18 protein-coding genes and 1 tRNA gene are annotated in these 17088 nt (G+C 61.8%); 10 read left to right on the forward strand and 9 right to left on the reverse strand.

The genetic code is table 11. The features are described 5' to 3' along the window. The first annotated feature begins 67 nt into the window (after positions 1-67). From NKJ88_RS13410 to NKJ88_RS13445, 8 genes are all read left to right on the forward strand, one after another. The gene (locus NKJ88_RS13410) at positions 68-958 is read left to right on the forward strand and encodes a DUF2182 domain-containing protein (RefSeq protein WP_352444315.1); all 891 of its coding nucleotides are present in this window, start codon (positions 68-70) and stop codon (positions 956-958) included. 14 nt (positions 959-972) lie between these two features. Continuing rightward, positions 973-1587: a DUF1326 domain-containing protein gene (locus tag NKJ88_RS13415; protein WP_352444317.1), complete on the forward strand. Its 615-nt coding sequence runs from the start codon at positions 973-975 to the stop codon at positions 1585-1587. Beyond that, positions 1584-2402 carry a phosphatidylcholine synthase gene (pcsA, locus tag NKJ88_RS13420; protein ID WP_352444319.1) on the forward strand — a complete coding sequence of 273 codons (819 nt, stop codon included), beginning with the start codon at positions 1584-1586 and terminating at the stop codon, positions 2400-2402. Before NKJ88_RS13415 ends, pcsA begins: the two co-directional genes overlap by 4 nt. Positions 2403-2430: 28 nt before the next feature. Continuing rightward, positions 2431-3408 (forward strand): quinone oxidoreductase family protein, encoded by a 978-nt coding sequence (locus tag NKJ88_RS13425; protein ID WP_352444321.1) that lies wholly within the window; start codon positions 2431-2433, stop codon positions 3406-3408. A gap of 210 nt (positions 3409-3618) precedes the next feature. Next, positions 3619-5196 carry an ABC transporter ATP-binding protein gene (locus tag NKJ88_RS13430; protein WP_352444395.1) on the forward strand — a complete coding sequence of 526 codons (1578 nt, stop codon included), beginning with the start codon at positions 3619-3621 and terminating at the stop codon, positions 5194-5196. Next, positions 5193-6317 (forward strand): ABC transporter permease, encoded by a 1125-nt coding sequence (locus NKJ88_RS13435; protein ID WP_031193354.1) that lies wholly within the window; start codon positions 5193-5195, stop codon positions 6315-6317. The genes NKJ88_RS13430 and NKJ88_RS13435 overlap by 4 nt, the downstream gene beginning before the upstream one ends. Then, on the forward strand, positions 6317-7237 hold the full coding sequence (locus tag NKJ88_RS13440; protein ID WP_023682526.1) for an ABC transporter permease: 921 nt from the start codon (positions 6317-6319) through the stop codon (positions 7235-7237). Before NKJ88_RS13435 ends, NKJ88_RS13440 begins: the two co-directional genes overlap by 1 nt. 50 nt (positions 7238-7287) lie before the next feature. After that, positions 7288-8355, forward strand: coding sequence for a BMP family ABC transporter substrate-binding protein (locus NKJ88_RS13445; RefSeq protein WP_023682527.1), 1068 nt, complete (start codon positions 7288-7290; stop codon positions 8353-8355). A gap of 139 nt (positions 8356-8494) precedes the next feature. On the opposite strand, the gene rimO is transcribed toward NKJ88_RS13445, so the two are convergent. The 6 genes from rimO to NKJ88_RS13475 all read right to left on the reverse strand — a co-directional run bounded on the left by rimO (position 8495) and on the right by NKJ88_RS13475 (position 13978). Then, the gene (gene rimO / locus NKJ88_RS13450; protein WP_023691314.1) at positions 8495-9808 is read right to left on the reverse strand and encodes a 30S ribosomal protein S12 methylthiotransferase RimO; all 1314 of its coding nucleotides are present in this window, start codon (positions 9806-9808) and stop codon (positions 8495-8497) included. A 139-nt stretch (positions 9809-9947) separates the two neighbouring features. Continuing rightward, the gene (locus NKJ88_RS13455) at positions 9948-10607 is read right to left on the reverse strand and encodes a TerC family protein (RefSeq protein WP_023668959.1); all 660 of its coding nucleotides are present in this window, start codon (positions 10605-10607) and stop codon (positions 9948-9950) included. Positions 10608-10870: 263 nt separating this feature from the next. Next, entirely contained in the window at positions 10871-11278 is a 408-nt protein-coding gene (locus tag NKJ88_RS13460; protein WP_032889884.1) for a DUF930 domain-containing protein, read from the reverse strand. A 119-nt stretch (positions 11279-11397) separates the two neighbouring features. Further along, complete coding sequence (locus NKJ88_RS13465; protein ID WP_352444323.1) at positions 11398-12324, reverse strand: glycosyltransferase family 2 protein; 927 nt, start codon at positions 12322-12324, stop codon at positions 11398-11400. Then, on the reverse strand, positions 12325-13524 hold the full coding sequence (locus tag NKJ88_RS13470) for an FAD-dependent oxidoreductase (protein WP_352444325.1): 1200 nt from the start codon (positions 13522-13524) through the stop codon (positions 12325-12327). A gap of 64 nt (positions 13525-13588) precedes the next feature. After that, complete coding sequence (locus NKJ88_RS13475) at positions 13589-13978, reverse strand: sugar 3,4-ketoisomerase (RefSeq protein WP_023696117.1); 390 nt, start codon at positions 13976-13978, stop codon at positions 13589-13591. A gap of 431 nt (positions 13979-14409) precedes the next feature. Here NKJ88_RS13475 and NKJ88_RS13480 point away from each other — a divergent pair, with 431 nt between their 5' ends. Then, positions 14410-15132, forward strand: coding sequence for a hypothetical protein (locus NKJ88_RS13480; protein ID WP_023668954.1), 723 nt, complete (start codon positions 14410-14412; stop codon positions 15130-15132). 347 nt (positions 15133-15479) lie between these two features. Here NKJ88_RS13480 and NKJ88_RS13485 read toward each other — a convergent pair whose 3' ends face one another. Further along, positions 15480-15671 (reverse strand): DUF3606 domain-containing protein, encoded by a 192-nt coding sequence (locus tag NKJ88_RS13485; protein ID WP_023668952.1) that lies wholly within the window; start codon positions 15669-15671, stop codon positions 15480-15482. A gap of 186 nt (positions 15672-15857) precedes the next feature. On the opposite strand from NKJ88_RS13485, the gene NKJ88_RS13490 reads away from it, so the two are divergent. Continuing rightward, positions 15858-16019, forward strand: a complete 162-nt coding sequence (locus NKJ88_RS13490) for a hypothetical protein (RefSeq protein WP_023691300.1) — start codon at positions 15858-15860, stop codon at positions 16017-16019. A gap of 147 nt (positions 16020-16166) precedes the next feature. Here NKJ88_RS13490 and NKJ88_RS13495 read toward each other — a convergent pair. Beyond that, positions 16167-16256, reverse strand: a tRNA-Ser gene (locus tag NKJ88_RS13495). Positions 16257-16466: 210 nt separating this feature from the next. Further along, positions 16467-16946 carry an MgtC/SapB family protein gene (locus tag NKJ88_RS13500; RefSeq protein WP_027050850.1) on the reverse strand — a complete coding sequence of 160 codons (480 nt, stop codon included), beginning with the start codon at positions 16944-16946 and terminating at the stop codon, positions 16467-16469. Positions 16947-17088: the final 142 nt, after the last annotated feature.

Raw genomic sequence — 17088 nt, forward strand, 5'->3', positions numbered from 1 at the left:
TCTACCCATGGATATAGGTCAGACCATGCGGCTTGATCAACGCGGCGATTAGGCTCATTCGGTTGTCATGACCGGCCAGCAGGACGATTTCAGCCATCTCGACCGCGCCGGCCGCGCCACGGCAAGCCTGGCCCGCAGCCCCCGCCTGACGGTCAACATCGCCATCGCCGGCGGCATTCTGCTCGCCTGGTTCATTCTCGGCGCCATGGCGATCCGCGACGCCGAAGGCCGGCTCCCCGGCGTACCAGGCGATGTGGTCCTGCGATATCTGCCGCAACTGCCGCTGCCGGATGTCCTCGACCGCTTCTTCGGCATGTGCCTGACGCCGCCCGCACCACTTGATGCCGGCGGCGCACAGCTTCTGGCGTTGATCGTGATGTGGTTTTCGATGGCTGTGGCGACGATGCTGCCGTCGGCGGCGCCGATGATCCGTACCTATTGTGAAATCGCCGACACCGCCCGCATCAAGGGCGAACCGGTGGTCCACCCGCTGGTCCTGGCTGCCGGCTACCTCTCGACATGGCTTGTCGCCTCTATCGGCTTCGCGGTGCTGACGTTGCTCGTCCACGCATTTGCGTCCTCCGCTCGATTGCTCGATCCGGTGAGCGGCCTTGCCGCGGCGGCCGCGCTGCTGGTTGCCGGCCTCTACCAGTTCAGCAGCCTCAAGCAGGCCTGCCTGACAAAATGCCGGAACCCGTTCTCGACACTGTTTTCCAACTGGAGCGCGGAGCCGAGTGGCATCTTCCGGCTAGGGCTGAAGCAGGGCCTGTGGTGCCTCGGCTGCTGCTGGGCGCTGATGCTGGTGATGTTTGCCGTCGGCGCGATGAACGTGTTCTGGATGGCGCTGATCGGCCTGTTCACCTTGATCGAAAAACAGACCACCGGCAGCCTTCCAACCCGAGTGGCCGGTGCGATACTGCTTGTCTGGGCAGTCGCCCTGCTAGTAGTCTCGGCATGACGGGGGATAATTCCATGGCAGAGCAAGGCTGGGCAATGAAAGGAGAGCTCGTACTCTCCTGCAATTGCACGGTTTTTTGTCCTTGCGTACTGTCGCTTGGCAGCCATCCGCCGACGGAGGGTTATTGCCAGACCTGGGCGGGCTTCCGCATCGACGCAGGCCATTTCGGCGAGGTCGACCTGTCCGGCCTCAATCTCGGTCTGGTCATGGAAATCCCCGGCTATATGAGCCGCGGCAACTGGACCGCAGGCCTGTTCATCGACAAGCAAGCCTCCGTCTATGCGGTGAAAGCGCTGACCAGGATCTTCACCGGGAAGGCCGGCGGAACCACCGCGCTGTTGTCGATCCTTGTCGGCGAGTTCCTCGGCGTCGAGCAGGTGCCGATCACCTACGAGACGCGTGACAAGACCCGTATTTTCCAGATACCGAAGATCATCGACGGGGCGGTCACACCGATTCCCGGCAAGGATCGCGAGAAGGATACCGTGATCGGCAACTCGGAATACTGGATCGCGCCGGAGATCATCGTGGCCAGGTCCGACAAGAGCAAGATGCGGGCTTTCGGCCGCAACTGGAACTTTGCCGGCCGCTCGGCCGAAATCTGCAAACTGGATTGGCGGGGCCCGTGAGCAAGAACACAACCGCCAGGAATGCCGCCAAAAAGATCACCGACCGGATACCCAGGCCGAAGAAAAAGGTCACCTGGCCGCAGGCGCGGGCATTCTCGGTGCATCTGTTGACCGCGTCTGGCTCGTTCCTGGCTTTCCTGTCGCTGGTGGCGGCAAGCGAGCAACGCTGGACGGCGATGTTCTGGTGGCTGGGGTTGGCGCTGTTCGTCGACGGCATAGACGGGCCGATCGCGCGCAAGCTCGAGGTCAAGGAGATTTTGCCGACCTGGTCGGGCGAGCTCCTCGACAACATCATCGACTATGTCACTTACGTGCTGATCCCGGCCTTCGCACTCTACCAGCGCGGCTTCATGGGCGAAGGGCTGTCGTTCCTGTCGGCGGCCATCATCGTGGTGTCCAGCGCCATCTATTATGCCGACACCGGAATGAAGACGAAGGAGAACTTCTTCAAAGGCTTTCCGGTGGTCTGGAACATGGTCGTGTTCACGCTGTTCGTCATCGAGCCCGGACAGTGGGTGTCCTTCGGCGTCGTCGTGGCGGCCGGCATCCTGACCTTCGTGCCGATCAACTTCATCCATCCCGTGCGGGTGGTGCGGCTGCGGCCAATCAATCTTGGCATGACGCTGCTCTGGTGCGCTTTCGGTGCGCTGGCGCTGGCGCAGGCGGCCCTTGCCGCCTTCTACGACCAGATCGGCGTTTTGGGCGAACAGGTCGGCGTCTTTACCAAGGTCGGCATCACCATCACCGGACTTTACCTCGCCTGCATCGGCGGTATCATGCAGTTCTTCCCCAAACTCGGCGCCAAGCCGGACTAAGAAAGCCTGACCGCAGGAAAGCCCACAAATGTCCAAAGCAATCCGTATCCACGCCCATGGCGGTCCGGAAGTCCTGACCTATGAAGACGCCGATCCGGGACAACCCGGCGCCGGGCAGATCCTGGTCAGGCACACCGCGATCGGCCTCAATTTCATCGATGTCTATCACCGCATCGGCCTCTATCCGCCGCCCGGCGGCTTCCCGCTGATCCCGGGCGGCGAGGCGGCAGGTGTGGTTCTCGAGGTCGGTGCAGGCATCGACTGGCTGAAGCCGGGCGACCGCATCGCCTATGCCGTCAATGTCGGTGCCTATGCCGAACAGCGCGTCGTCGCCGCCGACCGCGTCGTCAAGGTGCCGGACGGCATCAGCGACGAACAGGCCGCCGGCATGATGCTAAAAGGCATGACGGCGGAGTATCTGTTGCGCCGGACCTTCAAGGTGAAGGCAGGCGACACCATCCTGTTTCATGCCGCCGCCGGTGGCGTCGGGCTGATCCTGGGACAATGGGCAAAGCATCTCGGCGCCACCGTGATCGGCACGGCAAGCTCAACCGACAAGATCGAGCTCGCCAAGGCGCATGGCTTCGGCCATGTCATCAACTACAAGGAGCAGGATTTCGTCGCTGGCGTCGCCGCCATCACCGGCGGCAAGAAATGCGACGTCGTCTACGATTCGGTCGGCAATGACACATTCCCGGCCTCGCTCGACTGTCTGAAGCCGCTCGGCATGTTCGTCTCTTTCGGTCAGTCCTCTGGACCGATCCCGCCATTTTCGATGTCGCTGCTGGCGCAGAAGGGCTCGCTGTTCGCTACCAGGCCGACTTTGTTCGTCTACAACGCCAAGCGTGAAGACCTCGAAGTCTCCGCCGCGGCATTGTTCGAAGTGGTGTTGAGCGGTGCGGTCGAGATCAAGATCAACCAGCGTTATGCGCTGAAGGACGCGGGGAAGGCGCAAGCCGATCTCGAAGGGCGCAAGACCACTGGCACGACCATACTGATCCCCTGATCTGCCTTGCTTTTCAGCGTTTTGCCGCGACGCCAGGCACTGTTTACCCGAAAAACCGGGCGATCGGTTTGTTGTGCGAAGCAGGCCAATCTTTACCCCTTGAGTTTCCGCTGAAATTCTTGAAGCTCTTTCAAGGCGGGTGCTGCTTTCGCACGAGAGCGGCCAGCGCATACCATGCTGGCGGGAACACAGAACATGTCCGGGAACCGGATGGGAGGCACTGTGAGTGCAGATCATGATGGAGCGAACCTGCTTGAGGTTCGTGGCCTGACCAAGATATTCGGCACGCTGACGGCGTGCGATCATATCGACCTCAACATCGCCAAGGGCGAGATCCACGCGCTGCTTGGCGAAAACGGCGCCGGCAAGTCGACGCTGGTCAAGATGCTGTTCGGCTCGCTGGAGCCCAATTCCGGCGAGATATTCTGGAACGGCGAAGCGGTGCGGATCACCAGTCCGGGCATGGCGAAGAAGCTCGGCATCGGCATGGTGTTTCAGCACTTTTCGCTGTTCGAGGCGCTGACCGCGGCCGAGAATATCGCTCTGTCTCTGGATGACGGCTCACCGATCAACTCGATCGCGGCCAAGGCGAGGGCGCTTTCCTTCAGCTATGGCCTGCCGCTCGATCCGGACTCGCTGGTCGGCGATCTCTCGGTCGGCGAACGCCAGCGCATCGAGATCATCCGCTGCCTATTGCAGACGCCGCAACTCATCATCCTCGACGAGCCGACCTCGGTGCTGACGCCGCAGGAAGCCGACAAGCTGTTCGAAACGCTTGAGCGCCTGCGCTCGGAGGGCAAATCCATCCTCTACATTTCGCACCGGCTGGAAGAGGTCAAACGCATTTGCGACCGCGCGACCGTGCTGCGTCACGGCAAGGTCGTCGGCCATTGCAATCCGCGCGAGGAAACGGCTTCGTCGCTGGCCCGCATGATGGTCGGCAACGAGGTGAAGGCCGTGGTGCGTGCGCCGGCCGAAGGCATCGAGACCGCGCAGCCGCTGCTCGAAATCCGCGCCCTCAGCCGCAAGCCGGCAACGCCGTTTTCGATTCCGCTGAAGAATATCAACCTCACTGTGCGCGCCGGCGAGGTGATCGGCATTGCCGGTGTCGCCGGCAACGGCCAGGGCGAGTTCTTCGAATCCGTCTCCGGCGAGGTGCTGCAGCAGGACGCCGCATCCGTGCGCATCCGCGGCAAGGATGCCGGCTCGCTCTCGATCACAGGCCGGCGGCTGATGGGCGCTGCCTTCGTGCCGGAAGAACGCCTCGGCCATGGCGCGGCGCCACGCATGAAGCTTTCGGAAAACCTGCTTCTGTCGCGGCACGCCACCGACGGCAAGGTTTTTGTCGGCGCCGGCGGCGCCGTCAAAAGCGGTGCGGTCTATGCCGCCGCCCAGCGCATCATCGTGGCGATGGATGTGCGCAAGAGCGCGCCCGATCCGGAAGCTGCGGCCCTTTCGGGCGGCAATTTGCAGAAATTCATCGTCGGTCGCGAACTCGACCGCAGCCCTGCCGTCATGGTCGTCAACCAGCCGACCTGGGGCGTCGACGCCGGTGCCGCCGCCCACATCCGCCAGGCGCTGATCGAACTGGCGCGCAGCGGCTCGGCAGTTCTGGTCATCAGCCAGGACCTCGATGAGCTGTTCGAGATTTCGGACGCGATCGCGGTCATGCACAATGGCGAATTGTCCAAACCGCTGCCGATCGCCGAGGCAACTTTCGAAAAGGTCGGTCTGTTGATGGGCGGCGCCGAGCCTGGCCACGCCGAACATGGTCTGGAGACGGCATGATGCGCCTCGAACTCGTCAAACGCCCGCAGCGCTCTATGCTCTTTTCGGCGCTGTCGCCCTTCATCGCCTTCGCCCTAACGATCATCGCCGGCGCGGTTCTGTTCGCGCTGCTCGGCGTCAACCCGCTGAGCGCATTTGAGATCTATTTCATCGAGCCGATCAGCCAGGTCTGGCAGCTGCATGAGCTGGCGATCAAGGCCGCGCCGTTGATCCTGATCGCGGTCGGCCTGTCGGTCTGTTACAAGGCCAACATCTGGAACATCGGCGCTGAGGGACAGTTCATCCTCGGCGGCATTTTCGGCTCGGCCATTCCGGTGCTGTTTCCCGGGTTCGAAGGCCCGCTGGTGCTGCCGCTGATGCTGTTGTTCGGCATGGTCGGCGGTGCCGCCTATGCAGCAATCCCGGCTCTCTTGAAGACGCGCTTCGGCACCAACGAAATCCTGACCAGCCTGATGCTGGTCTATGTCGCCCAGCTTTTCCTCGACTGGCTGGTGCGCGGCCCCTGGCGCGATCCACAGGGCCACGGTTTCCCGCAGACGATCCAGTTCAATGACTCGGCGGTCCTGCCGGAACTGATGCCGGATGCCGGCCGCGCCAATTGGGGTTTTGTCTTCGCGCTTGTTGCAGCCGTGCTGATCTGGGTGCTGATGAGCCGCCTGCTCAAGGGTTTTGAGGTCCGCGTGCTCGGCTCCAGCCCGAGGGCAGGGCGCTTCGCCGGTTTCGGCCTCAACCGCATGGTGTTCTTCGCCTTCCTGCTGTCAGGCGCGCTGGCTGGGCTTGCCGGCATTTCGGAAGTCTCCGGCGCCATCGGCCAGCTCCAGCCGGTGATCTCGCCCGGCTACGGCTTCACCGCCATTATTGTCGCGTTCCTCGGCCGGCTCAATCCGCTCGGCATTGTCGCCGCCGGCCTGGTGCTGGCGTTGACCTATCTCGGCGGCGAGGCGGTGCAGAGCGCGCTCGGCATTTCCGACAAAGTGGCACGCGTGTTCCAGGGCATGCTTTTGTTCTTCGTGCTCGGCTGCGACACGCTCATCCACTATCGCATCCGTCTGGTCGGCATGGCGCTGACGAAAAGCGCGGCGAAGCTTGAAGCCGCGCCGAAGTTGAAGGAAGCCCGCTGATGGACATCGCCGTCAACATCCTTTTGACCATCGCCACGGCGGCGACGCCGCTTTTAATAGCGGCCATCGGCGAACTGGTGGTCGAGCGCTCCGGCGTGCTCAACCTCGGCGTCGAAGGCATGATGATCATGGGCGCCGTCGGCGGCTTCGGAGCCGGCTATCTCACGGGATCGCCCTGGATGGGCCTGTTGGCGGCAATTGCCATGGGCGCGGTGTTCTCGCTGCTGTTTGCGGTGATGACGCTGTCGCTCGCCACCAATCAGGTGGCGACCGGCCTGTCGTTGACGCTGCTCGGCCTCGGCCTTTCCGGCATGATGGGGACCAGCTTCGTCGGCCAGCCCGGCGAGCGGCTGCCAAACCTCTACGTTCCGGTGCTCACCGACATTCCCGTGGTCGGCAGGCTGTTGTTCGGCCAGGACCCGATCTTCTACATCTCGATCGCGCTGACGGCGGCCGTCATGTGGTTCCTGTTCAAGACCCGCACCGGCCTCACTCTGCGCTCGATCGGCGACAGCCACACATCGGCGCATGCGCTCGGCATCAAGGTCATCCGCTACCGCTATCTCGCGGTCATCTTCGGCGGCGCCTGCGCCGGCCTTGCCGGCGGCCATCTGTCGCTGGTCTACACGCCGCAATGGGTGGAGAACATGAGCGCGGGCCGCGGCTGGATCGCGCTGGCGCTGGTCGTCTTCGCCTCCTGGCGGCCGTGGCGCGTGCTCGCCGGCGCCTACATCTTCGGCGCGGTGTGGATCGGCCAGCTTCATGCACAGGCATTTGGCATTCCGGTGCCTTCGCAGCTGCTTTCTTCTCTGCCCTATCTGGCAACCGTCGTGGTTCTCGTTCTAATCTCGCGCAACAAGCGTCTGACGATGATGAATACGCCGGCTTCCTTGGGGCAGCCATTCGTTCCGGATCGTTGACAACAAAAACAAACGGGAAGCTCCAAGGCTAAACTCAGAGAGGTAACACAATGAAAAAACTGCTTATTGCGTTGATGACCACGACCGCCGCCATGTCACTGGCGGCGTCCGCGCAGGCCGCCGACAAGTTGAAGGCATGCTGGGTCTACACCGGCCCGATCGGCGACTTCGGCTATTCCTACCAGCACGACCAGGGCCGCCTCGAGGTGGAAAAGGCGCTCGGCGACAAGGTCGAAACCGCCTATCTCGAGAACGTCTCGGAAGGTCCCGATGCCGACCGCGCTTTCGAGCGTCTGGCGCGCGAAGGCTGCAAGATCATCTTCGGCACCTCTTTCGGCTTCATGGACCCGGAAGTGAAGGTCGCCAAGAAGTTCCCCAAAGTGATGTTCGAGCACGCCACCGGCTACAAGACCGCTGACAATCTCGGCATCTACAATGCGCGCTTCTATGAAGGCCGCTATGTGCTCGGCCAGATCGCCGCCAAGGAATCGAAGGCAGGGGTCGCCGGCTATATCGTTTCCTTCCCGATCCCCGAAGTGGTGATGGGTATCAACTCCTTCATGCTCGGCGCGCAGTCGGTCAACCCGAACTTCAAGGCCAAGATCGTCTGGGTGAACTCCTGGTTCGATCCGGGCAAGGAAGCTGACGCGGCCAAGGCACTGTTCGATCAGGGCGCCGACATCATCGTTCAGCACACCGATTCCACCGCTGCCTTGCAGGTGGCGGAAGAGCGCAAGCTGCACGGCTTCGGCCAGTCCTCCGACATGATCAAGTTCGCGCCGAACGCGCAGCTGACCTCGCTGACGGACGAATGGGGGCCGTACTACATCAGCCGCGTTCAGGCAGCGCTCGACGGCACCTGGAAGCCGGACAATGTCTGGCTCGGCATCAAGGACGGCGCCGTCAAGCTGGCGCCCTTCACCAACATGCCGGACGATGTGAAGGCGATGGCCGAGGCAACCGCCAAGAAAATCGCAGATGGCTGGAACCCCTTCACCGGACCGGTCGCCAAGCAGGACGGCACGCCGTGGCTCAAGGACGGCGAAGTCGCCGACGACGGCACGCTGCTCGGCATGAACTTCTATGTGAAGGGCGTCGACGACAAGTTGCCGCAGTAAATATCGGAAACGCAAAGGAGAAGGGGCGCCGCGCGGCGCCCTTTTTCATTTCGCGGGCTGCACGCTTCGACTGCGAAACCGCGCCGAGGGCTGTGCCAAAAATCCGAGGGCGCCGGGAGGCGCCCTTTTTGGTAATTTTCTAAACCGCCGAGCCGTAAAGGTCGTAGGCGTCGGCGCGGTCGATCTTGACCGTGACGATGTCGCCTTGGCGCAGCGGGCGGCGCGACTGGATATGCACCGAACCGTCGATCTCGGGCGCGTCGTATTTTGTCCGGCCCTTGGCAGACGTGCCATGCGCCTCGTCGATCAGCACCGGCAGGCGCTTGCCGACCTTCTTGGCCAGCTGCGTCGCCGAGATCTTCTGCTGGCGCTGCATGAAGCGATGCCAGCGCGCTTCCTTGATCTCCTGCGGCACCTGTTCGAGGCCGAGATCGTTGGAGCGGGCGCCGCGGACCGGCTCGTATTTAAAGCAGCCGGCGCGATCGATCCTGGCCTCGTCCAGCCAGTCGAGCAGCATCTCGAAATCCTCGTCGGTCTCGCCGGGGAAACCGACGATGAAGGTCGAGCGTATCGCCAGATCCGGGCACACCTCGCGCCAGCCGCGAATGCGCTCCAGCGTCTTTTCGCCATGGGCTGGACGGCGCATGTTCTTCAGCACCTGCGGCGAGGCGTGCTGGAAGGGGATGTCCAGATAGGGAAGGATTTTTCCATCCGCCATTAGCGGGATGACATCGGCGACATGCGGGTAGGGGTAGACATAGTGCATGCGTACCCAGATGCCGAGCTTGCCCAGCTCCTCCGAAAGGTCGAGGAATTTCGCCCGCACTTCGCGGTCGCCGAACATCGACGTCTGGTACTTGATGTCGATGCCGTAGGCGCTGGTGTCCTGCGAGATGACCAGCAGTTCCTTGACGCCGGCCTTGGCCAGCTTCTCGGCCTCGCGCAGCACATCGGCCGCCGGGCGCGAGACGAGGTCGCCGCGCAGTGCCGGAATGATGCAGAAGGTGCAGCGGTTGTTGCAGCCTTCGGAAATCTTGAGATAGGCGTAGTGGCGCGGCGTCAGCTTGACGCCTTGCGGCGGCAGAAGGTCGATATAGGGATCGTGGCTGGGCGGCGCCGCCTCATGCACCGCGGCCATCACGCTCTCATAGGCCTGCGGGCCGGTGATGGCGAGGACGTTGGGGTGCTTCTCTCGTATGACGTCCGGCTCGGCGCCGAGGCAGCCGGTGACGATCACCCGGCCGTTTTCCGAAAGCGCCGAACCAATGGCGTTGAGCGATTCGTCGCGGGCCGAATCGAGAAAGCCGCAGGTGTTGACGACGACAAGGTCCGCGCCGTCATGCTTGCGCGCGATCTCATAGCCTTCGGCGCGCAGGCGCGTGATGATGCGCTCGGAATCCACAAGCGCCTTCGGGCATCCAAGGCTGACGAAACTGACGCGAGGCGCAGACATGAGAAACATTCCGGGTTTTTCGGGATCGGCGGCCAGTACCACACTTATTGCGGCATTGGTATGGGCAGCGGCTGCGGCGAACGCGACCACTGCCTCCGGCAGATACCCGTAGTATACAGAAGCTGTAGGACCGGCAGAGTCAGCTCACCACAGGACTGACATGCGGCCAGACCTCGACAACGCCGCGATAGACCATATCGATCGCGACGTAGAGAATGATCAGCAGGCCGACATAAGCGATCCAGCGGTGGCGGTGCAGCAGCTTGGCAATGAAGCTCGCGGCCAAGCCCATCAAGGCGATCGACAGCACCAGGCCTATGACAAGCACCGGAAAATGATCGCGCGCCGCACCGGCGACCGCCAGCACATTGTCCAGCGACATCGAAACATCGGCGACGACGATCTGCAGGGCCGCCTGGCCGAGCGTCTTGCGCGGCGCCTTGCCACCTACCGTTCTGTCGCTGTTGAGGTCGGAATCGGAGAGCGCCTCGGTCGCCTCGAACTCGTCGGCATGCGACGTCCGCAGCTCGCGCCACATCTTCCAGCACACCCACAACAAAAGGATGCCGCCGGCCAGCAGCAGGCCGACAATGGCAAGAAGCTTGACGGTGACGGCGGCAAACAGGATGCGCAGCACAGTCGCCGCCAACACGCCGATCAGGATGGCTTTCTTGCGCTGCTCGACCGGCAGGCCGGCGGCGGCAAGGCCGATGACGATGGCATTGTCGCCGGCAAGCACCAGATCGATGGCGATGACCTGGAGGAGGGCCGTCATGCTTGCAGCGCTGAAAATGTCCATCGACCGGAGCCCCTTGCTGTATCGGCGTGTTCGTCGTCGGATATGCCGACGCCCTAACGTGTATGGTTCCCGCGCGTCAAGAGACTGCCGGCGCAATTCCAGGAAAAGTGCGTAGCGGTTTTCCGCCCCGGAATCATGCAAAAACAAAGAGTTAGAGTGGGTCAGCTGCTCTGTAAAAAGCTGAACCGCTCTAACGGCCGACGCTGAAAGCCACGGGAATAGGGAAGGTCGTTCTGCCAGAGAGAATTCTGGTCGCAGCGAATTCAGTCGTAGAGATTGTACTTCGCCCAGTCGGCTTCCGGAATCTCGTCGCCGATGCGGTAACGGAACTGCAGGACCTCCATATGGTCAGGCGCCGTCTCGCATTTGAACTTCAGCCGGTACCACTGCCCCTTGCTGCGGAAGGCAGCGCCCGGGCTGCGGATGGCATCGGCCTTCATTTCCGGCGTCGCGAAGGCGTAGGCGACGACGCGGTCTGCCTTGTACTTGTGGTCGTCATGGCTGATGCGGTCGAGCACTTCGGCGTCGCATCTCTGCTCCAGCCGGGTCTCCGGGTCGAGTTTCAGCAGGCCGGCGCGCAGGGCGGCGTCCATCGCGTGGGCGGGCCAGGCCAGCGTCACCGAGGCCAGCGCCGCAAGGAATAGTTTTTTCATGGGCGGGAGAACGACCATAACTCGCGTGAAAAATCAACCGGAGTGCCATTTTGGGGCAGCCGGATATGCGCGGAAATCGCCGTTGGCCGGGCAGGGTGTTTTGACGCAGCCGCTTTGATACGTCGCCGGCGCCATTCTTATTTGTCCGGGCTGCCATGCACCGATTGCCTGTTTCGCCGTCTTTGCGCTTCTCGCGATCGCGGCACCCACCGCCACGGCCGCAAGGCGATATAGACAGCGAGGAAGGCTCTTTGTGCAAGGCCGGCCTCGCTGTGCCAGACCTCCCTTATCCCCGCCGCCCGCAAGGCCCTTCGTTGGGTGCTGTTGCGGTCCCAGCGCCGGCTGATGCTGCCCGCCCGGTAGTATTTGTGGCAGAGCACTTGCGGCACGCGGACAAAGCCGCCGAGCAGCGACAGATGCAGAAGCCAGGTCCAGTCGGCGCTGAATTCGCCTTGGCTGTTGGGCTTGATCCCGCCGCTACGGTGGAACGCCCAGGCCCTGAATACCCCACGGTTGGGAACCCACCATCCATGCGGCTGGCGCGCCATCACCCGGCCACGCGCAAAACCGTCCTGCAAGCCCTCCAGCAGGTCGAACTTCCACGTGGCACTTTCGCCGCTGACTTCGATCACTTCGACGTCGCTGAACGACAGTACGGCCTCGGGATTGGCATCGAGCGCCCGCACCAGCGCCTCGATATAGGTTGGATCGATGACGTCGTCATGGAAGGCAAAGAACATCAATTCGCCGCTGGCATTGGCCATCAGATCGTTGGAGTTCTTCAGCCATCCCAGGTTTTTGTCCCGGCGCAGGATACGGACATCGTCGCGGCCGCTGGCGAAGGCTGAAACGATCTCGAATGTCGCGTCGGTCGAATTGTCCTCGCCGACCAGGATCTCGACATTGTCCCAGGTCTGCGCGGCGAGGCTGTCCAGCATACGCGAAATGAATGCCGCCGAATTGTAGCACGGCACCAGCGCCGTGACCTTCGGCCGCCAGCCGGATCGAAGCTGGACTTGTTTCTGCGCTACCTGCTTCGCGCCGCCCTGTTCTGTCTCACCCATTCACTCGATCCCGCAGATTTGCCGCGCCAGCCTGTCGGCAAGCCACGGCGCCGTCGAATATTTACCTGTGTCGACCGAGATGTAGTTGCCCAGGCGGTTGACCCCGAATTGGTCGCGGCGATGGATTGTGGCTTTCGGGTCGCTGAGCGAACCACGCCCTTGCGCAAACACGAAGCCGCCGCGTACCTCAAGCTCCTCGGCATCGTCGAACATGCTGGAAACACTGGGCACCAACCGGGCGAGCGTGGCGCGAACGTCGCCGATGAACCGCTGTCGTGCGTCGGCATCGAGCGCTTGTGGCGTTTCGATCGAGAATTCGCCACTCTCCGCAAGCAACCCGCTCGGGTACCAGGAGAGATAGAAGTTGCGCCCGTCATAGTTTTTTATGTCGCCGAACGGGCCAAGGGCGACGACCGCGCACGGCACATCGACAGGCTGGCTGGTGCGGCCGAACAGGCAAAGCCTGTAGCGGTGCGACCATCCGGGAACCGGCTCGATGCCGGCCGTGCGGTCGACAGCCAGCCGCCCCTCCCAAAGGCAATTGACGACGATGTCGAACGCCTCACCTTTTTCGCTTGCGACCGCCACGCGCCATTTCCCGTCAATTCCGTCCACCGGCTGTGCCGACAGGACTGTGGACGCCATCCGCAAGCTGATATTGGGTTCACCCCGAAGCGCCGCGCAAAGCCGGTCGGCAACCCATCGCGTGTTGACGGATCGCTCCGGCACCTGGAAGCCCCCGACGATCTGGTCCGAGTTGGTGACATCGGCCAATTCAGTTTTGGAAAGCCGATTCGATCGCGCCGCCGATACGTCGGCAAGGTAGCTGGTGGCGTCAGCGTGGCTGCGCACCAATACATCCACACGTTCAAAGATCGCCCCCAGCGCCTCGGCAGCGACGATCGAGTTGCGATGGACCAGATAAAGGTCTTCCGAAAAGGTCGTGTGCGCTTCCAGATTGCTTCCGATCAGCTCGGAAACAAGCCTGCCGAAACACAGTCCTCCCGAAAGCAGATGCCGGGCGGTCAGCAGCGAGGGATCGTTCCCGTAGAGATAGCCGAGATGAATCTTGCCCTCGTTCCAACGGCTGGCGCAGGCCATCGGCTCGCTCTCCTTGTCGAAGAGGGACACCGCGTAGCCTCTGCGGGCCATCATGAGAGCGAGGCTGGCGCCCATGATGCCGGCGCCGAGAATAGCCATTCTGCCGCGAGGCGCTGTCATGTCCTGGCGCGCATCGCGGCCTCTCCTTTCCCGATGAGTGTCATCAGGGGTTCGATACGTAGTTTTCAGGGTCGTATTCGGTATCGCAGAAAACCAGCAAAGACGGGTTCTCGCCTTCATAGGTCTGCAGCGCCCACACCGGGGCATCGACCAGCACCGCGCGGTTCGATGCGGTGAGCGTCAGCCGTTCGATCTGTTCCTGATAGCGAAATTCGATGCCGATCTCGCCCGACAGCTGCATCATCAATTGCCGGCCCGAGCCGTGTGCATGTCCGCCCCGCGACGTGCCGCGCGGCGCGGTGACGACGAACGCCCGCACGGCTTGGAAATTGTAACCGCTGAACTCGATAGCGGTCAGCATTCCCCTGGGATCGCAATGTAACGAAGTGGGGATCTCGGTGACCTTGCCGCCAAAGAACGTTCGATGCTGCATAACGTAAGCCCGCCATATGCCGGTCGAAATTTACCTCAGACTAGCGCTTATATCAAAAGACAGAGAATACAAGCACTTAGGAGGTGTTTTGGGACACAGCAGCGGATCGATGTCGAGCTCGGCCTCAGGCCGATACGGTGCCGACTACCGAAGGTCGCCGCGCCGTCACGACTTCTGAGTCGCGGCCGAAACCACGGCTTAAGACCTTGGTCCGAGCGGTCTAGGACCTTTGAGTTCGGAAGGCCGGCCGGTCCCAACGAGGGTGATCTACTTCAGCAATTTCAAAGAGTTATGCTGGTTGGCGTTTCGCCGGCCGGCCGCTTCGTTCTCGCAATGAAAGCACAGCTATATCCAAGTTTACCCTTTGTGTTAGCGATTCCTCATGTTGCCCGCTATAGCGGTTAGTGGCGGTGGCAATCTCGGAGGTAGTTATGACATCCCGAAAGACCCTTTTTGCTGCATTTGCGGTGTTCTCGCTTCTGGTGTCGCCGGCCCTGGCTGCTGCTGGTGGCAACGGCCATGGTAACGGCCATGGCAATGGTAACGGTAACGGCAATGGCAATGGCAATAGCGGAGGAAACGGTAATGCTGGCGGCAATGGCGGAGGCGGCGGTTCGCTCGGCAAGTCGGCATCCGCCAAGGGCCAGGTCGCCAAGGCCGCTACCGGTTCAGTGTCCAAGGAAAAGAATATCCATGCCAAGCTGGGCCGATTGAACTCACTGCAGCGCAACGCCAACGCCTTTATGCACTCCAAGAGCAAGAACTTCGCTGGCGTGCAGGCTTTTGTGACACAGTCGGCAATAGCCAAGAACGCTCAATCGGCGCTCGATGCCGCTAATCAGGCGGTTGCCGACGCCAAAGCGGCGCTCGACGCGCTGAATGCGAAAGCGGCTGACCCGAATACCCCGCCCGAAGATGTCCCGACGCAGGCCGACCTCGATGCAGCACAGGCAGCGCTCGATGACGCCACCCAGGATGCGGCCGCTGCTCAGACCGCCGCCACAGCTGCCGCTGCCAACGTCCCATCGATCGATGCAGCCCTTGCCCAAATGGCCAACAAGCCCGTTGACCCTGAGGTGACAGATTGGGCCAATAGCGTACTTGCCGACAAGATCGACCAAGTAGCCGCCAAGCTGGCGCCGGCCGCGCCTTAAGGCCCCATGCGGCGGCAGCGATCCAATCGACGATAAGCCGTCGGGTCCGCCCGGCGGCTGCACCTTTCTCGCCTATCTGCAGCGTTGGTCCCAATGCAGGTCCGAGATTCTGGTCATGGCTATTTTGCGAAATCTCCAGCCGGGCCGCCGTCCTCAAGGCTGAATTCATGCGTGCTTCGCGCATCTTCATCGACCACACGAAACCAATGCTCCTGAAGCGCTCTAGGCGACACCCTTTGGCCCGTGACCTTCTCTACCGCAGATAACGGATCATCGGCGCTCGTGGCCTGAGTTGAGACACACTCCTCTCCATGCCACTCTTCCACCTGGTACTCTGGCATGCCGGCCTACCTACCGCTCCCCAGAGCCTTCGCTTCCCGCTCCAGCGTCTCGCGTCGGTTGCCGTGCTTCGCGATCAATTCCTTGACCTGCTGCGGGGTGATGCCGGCCTTGGTGGCGAAATACTCGACTTCATAATCCTCATCGGCAGAGACGCGGTCCCGATCGCGGAAGTCCGTCTTCGTTTTGTCGTCGGCCATTTGCTTTGCTCCTGGTTGAATGATCAACCGCAACGTGCAGCCGCAGCCTTTTGTTGCAGCGGAGCCCGGATTTCCGAAACGGTCACATGGGAAAACGACCCTCAGTCGCAGGAGGTGCTGGTGTTGCTGTAACTTTGAACGGAACGGTTCTTCTCCTTGACGGTTGTGACGTGAAGGAGATGTCTCATGTTTGAAAGTGTCATGTGGTTGATCGTCGTTGCTGGTGGGCCACTGTTGCTGGCCCTACTGATGGCATACGTTCTTATGACCCGACGCCACCGTGGTCCTGCAGAACGCATGGAAAGCGACCGCGCGACCAAACGGCTCTATCGCCAGGACGAACGTTGATCCTGAGGCTGGCGCAACGTTTGCGCTCACGCTGGCCCGCTGCCTCGCGGTGGCAGGCTTCTTCGTTTTAGGAAGTTAGGAATAACTTAGGAAAGATTTGGCCCTCTTTGAAAATACAGAGGCAACTCAGCACGGTAGCCAAATATCTGGCGGAGGGAGTGGGATTCGAACCCACGGTGGGCTTGCACCCACGCCGGTTTTCAAGACCGGTGCCTTAAACCGCTCGGCCATCCCTCCAACGTGACTTTTCAATCATCTAGGAACATCAACCGACCCAGTGAACGACAGTTGGTATCGAATGATACCTATCCTTCCGGACCAGCTTGCGGTTCATTTCTCTAGAGCGTTGCCCATCGCCAAGTCAACCATCGGCGCTGCCATGGATAATAGGGGGTGGCGTTCGTTACCCGAACGGAGCTGCGAACCCGTTTTCGAAGGAGCCGGGATCTAATTGCGATCCTTGCTGCCGACCTGCACAAGTTGCAGAAGACCCAGCACGACAAGTGCGAGCAAGGTAGCCAAAGCCGCGATCTGCCAGAACCCGAGCCCAACCGCCAGGCCTATGGCGCCTGCCAGCCACATGCCCGCCCCAGTGGTAAGCCCTTGAACCTCGCCCTTGGAGAAGAAGATCAAGCCCGCGGCCAGAAATGCCACGCCGGCAGTCGTGGCTTCGATCAAGCGGATAGGATCAATGGCGATTTCCTGACCATCGAAGACGTGAAGATGAGTAATCTCGATCGTGAGGATGGCAATTAGAGCCGTCGCAACACAGACCAGGATGTGTGTCCTCAATCCGGCCGGTCGGTTACGCCATTCGCGTTCGATCCCAACGATGGAGCCAAGGACGGCCGCGAGCAAAAGCCTGGCTGAAATTACGGAAAAGGGCAGCCACGTCTGTTGCCCGAAACGTTCAATGAATTCATCCATGAGGCGCAGAACGTATCTCGGGTCGGTCGGTTCCAGGCAGCCGCGCTTCATGCCACAGGTTCACTTCCAGACTCCAAAGGACAGAGGTCTCGGATGCCTCCTCACAGGCGCCCGGCCAGCCCGGGACCTGGCCGCCACATTC

It is taken from the genome of Mesorhizobium sp. M0016, assembly GCF_040324035.1.
Lineage (GTDB): Bacteria > Pseudomonadota > Alphaproteobacteria > Rhizobiales > Rhizobiaceae > Mesorhizobium.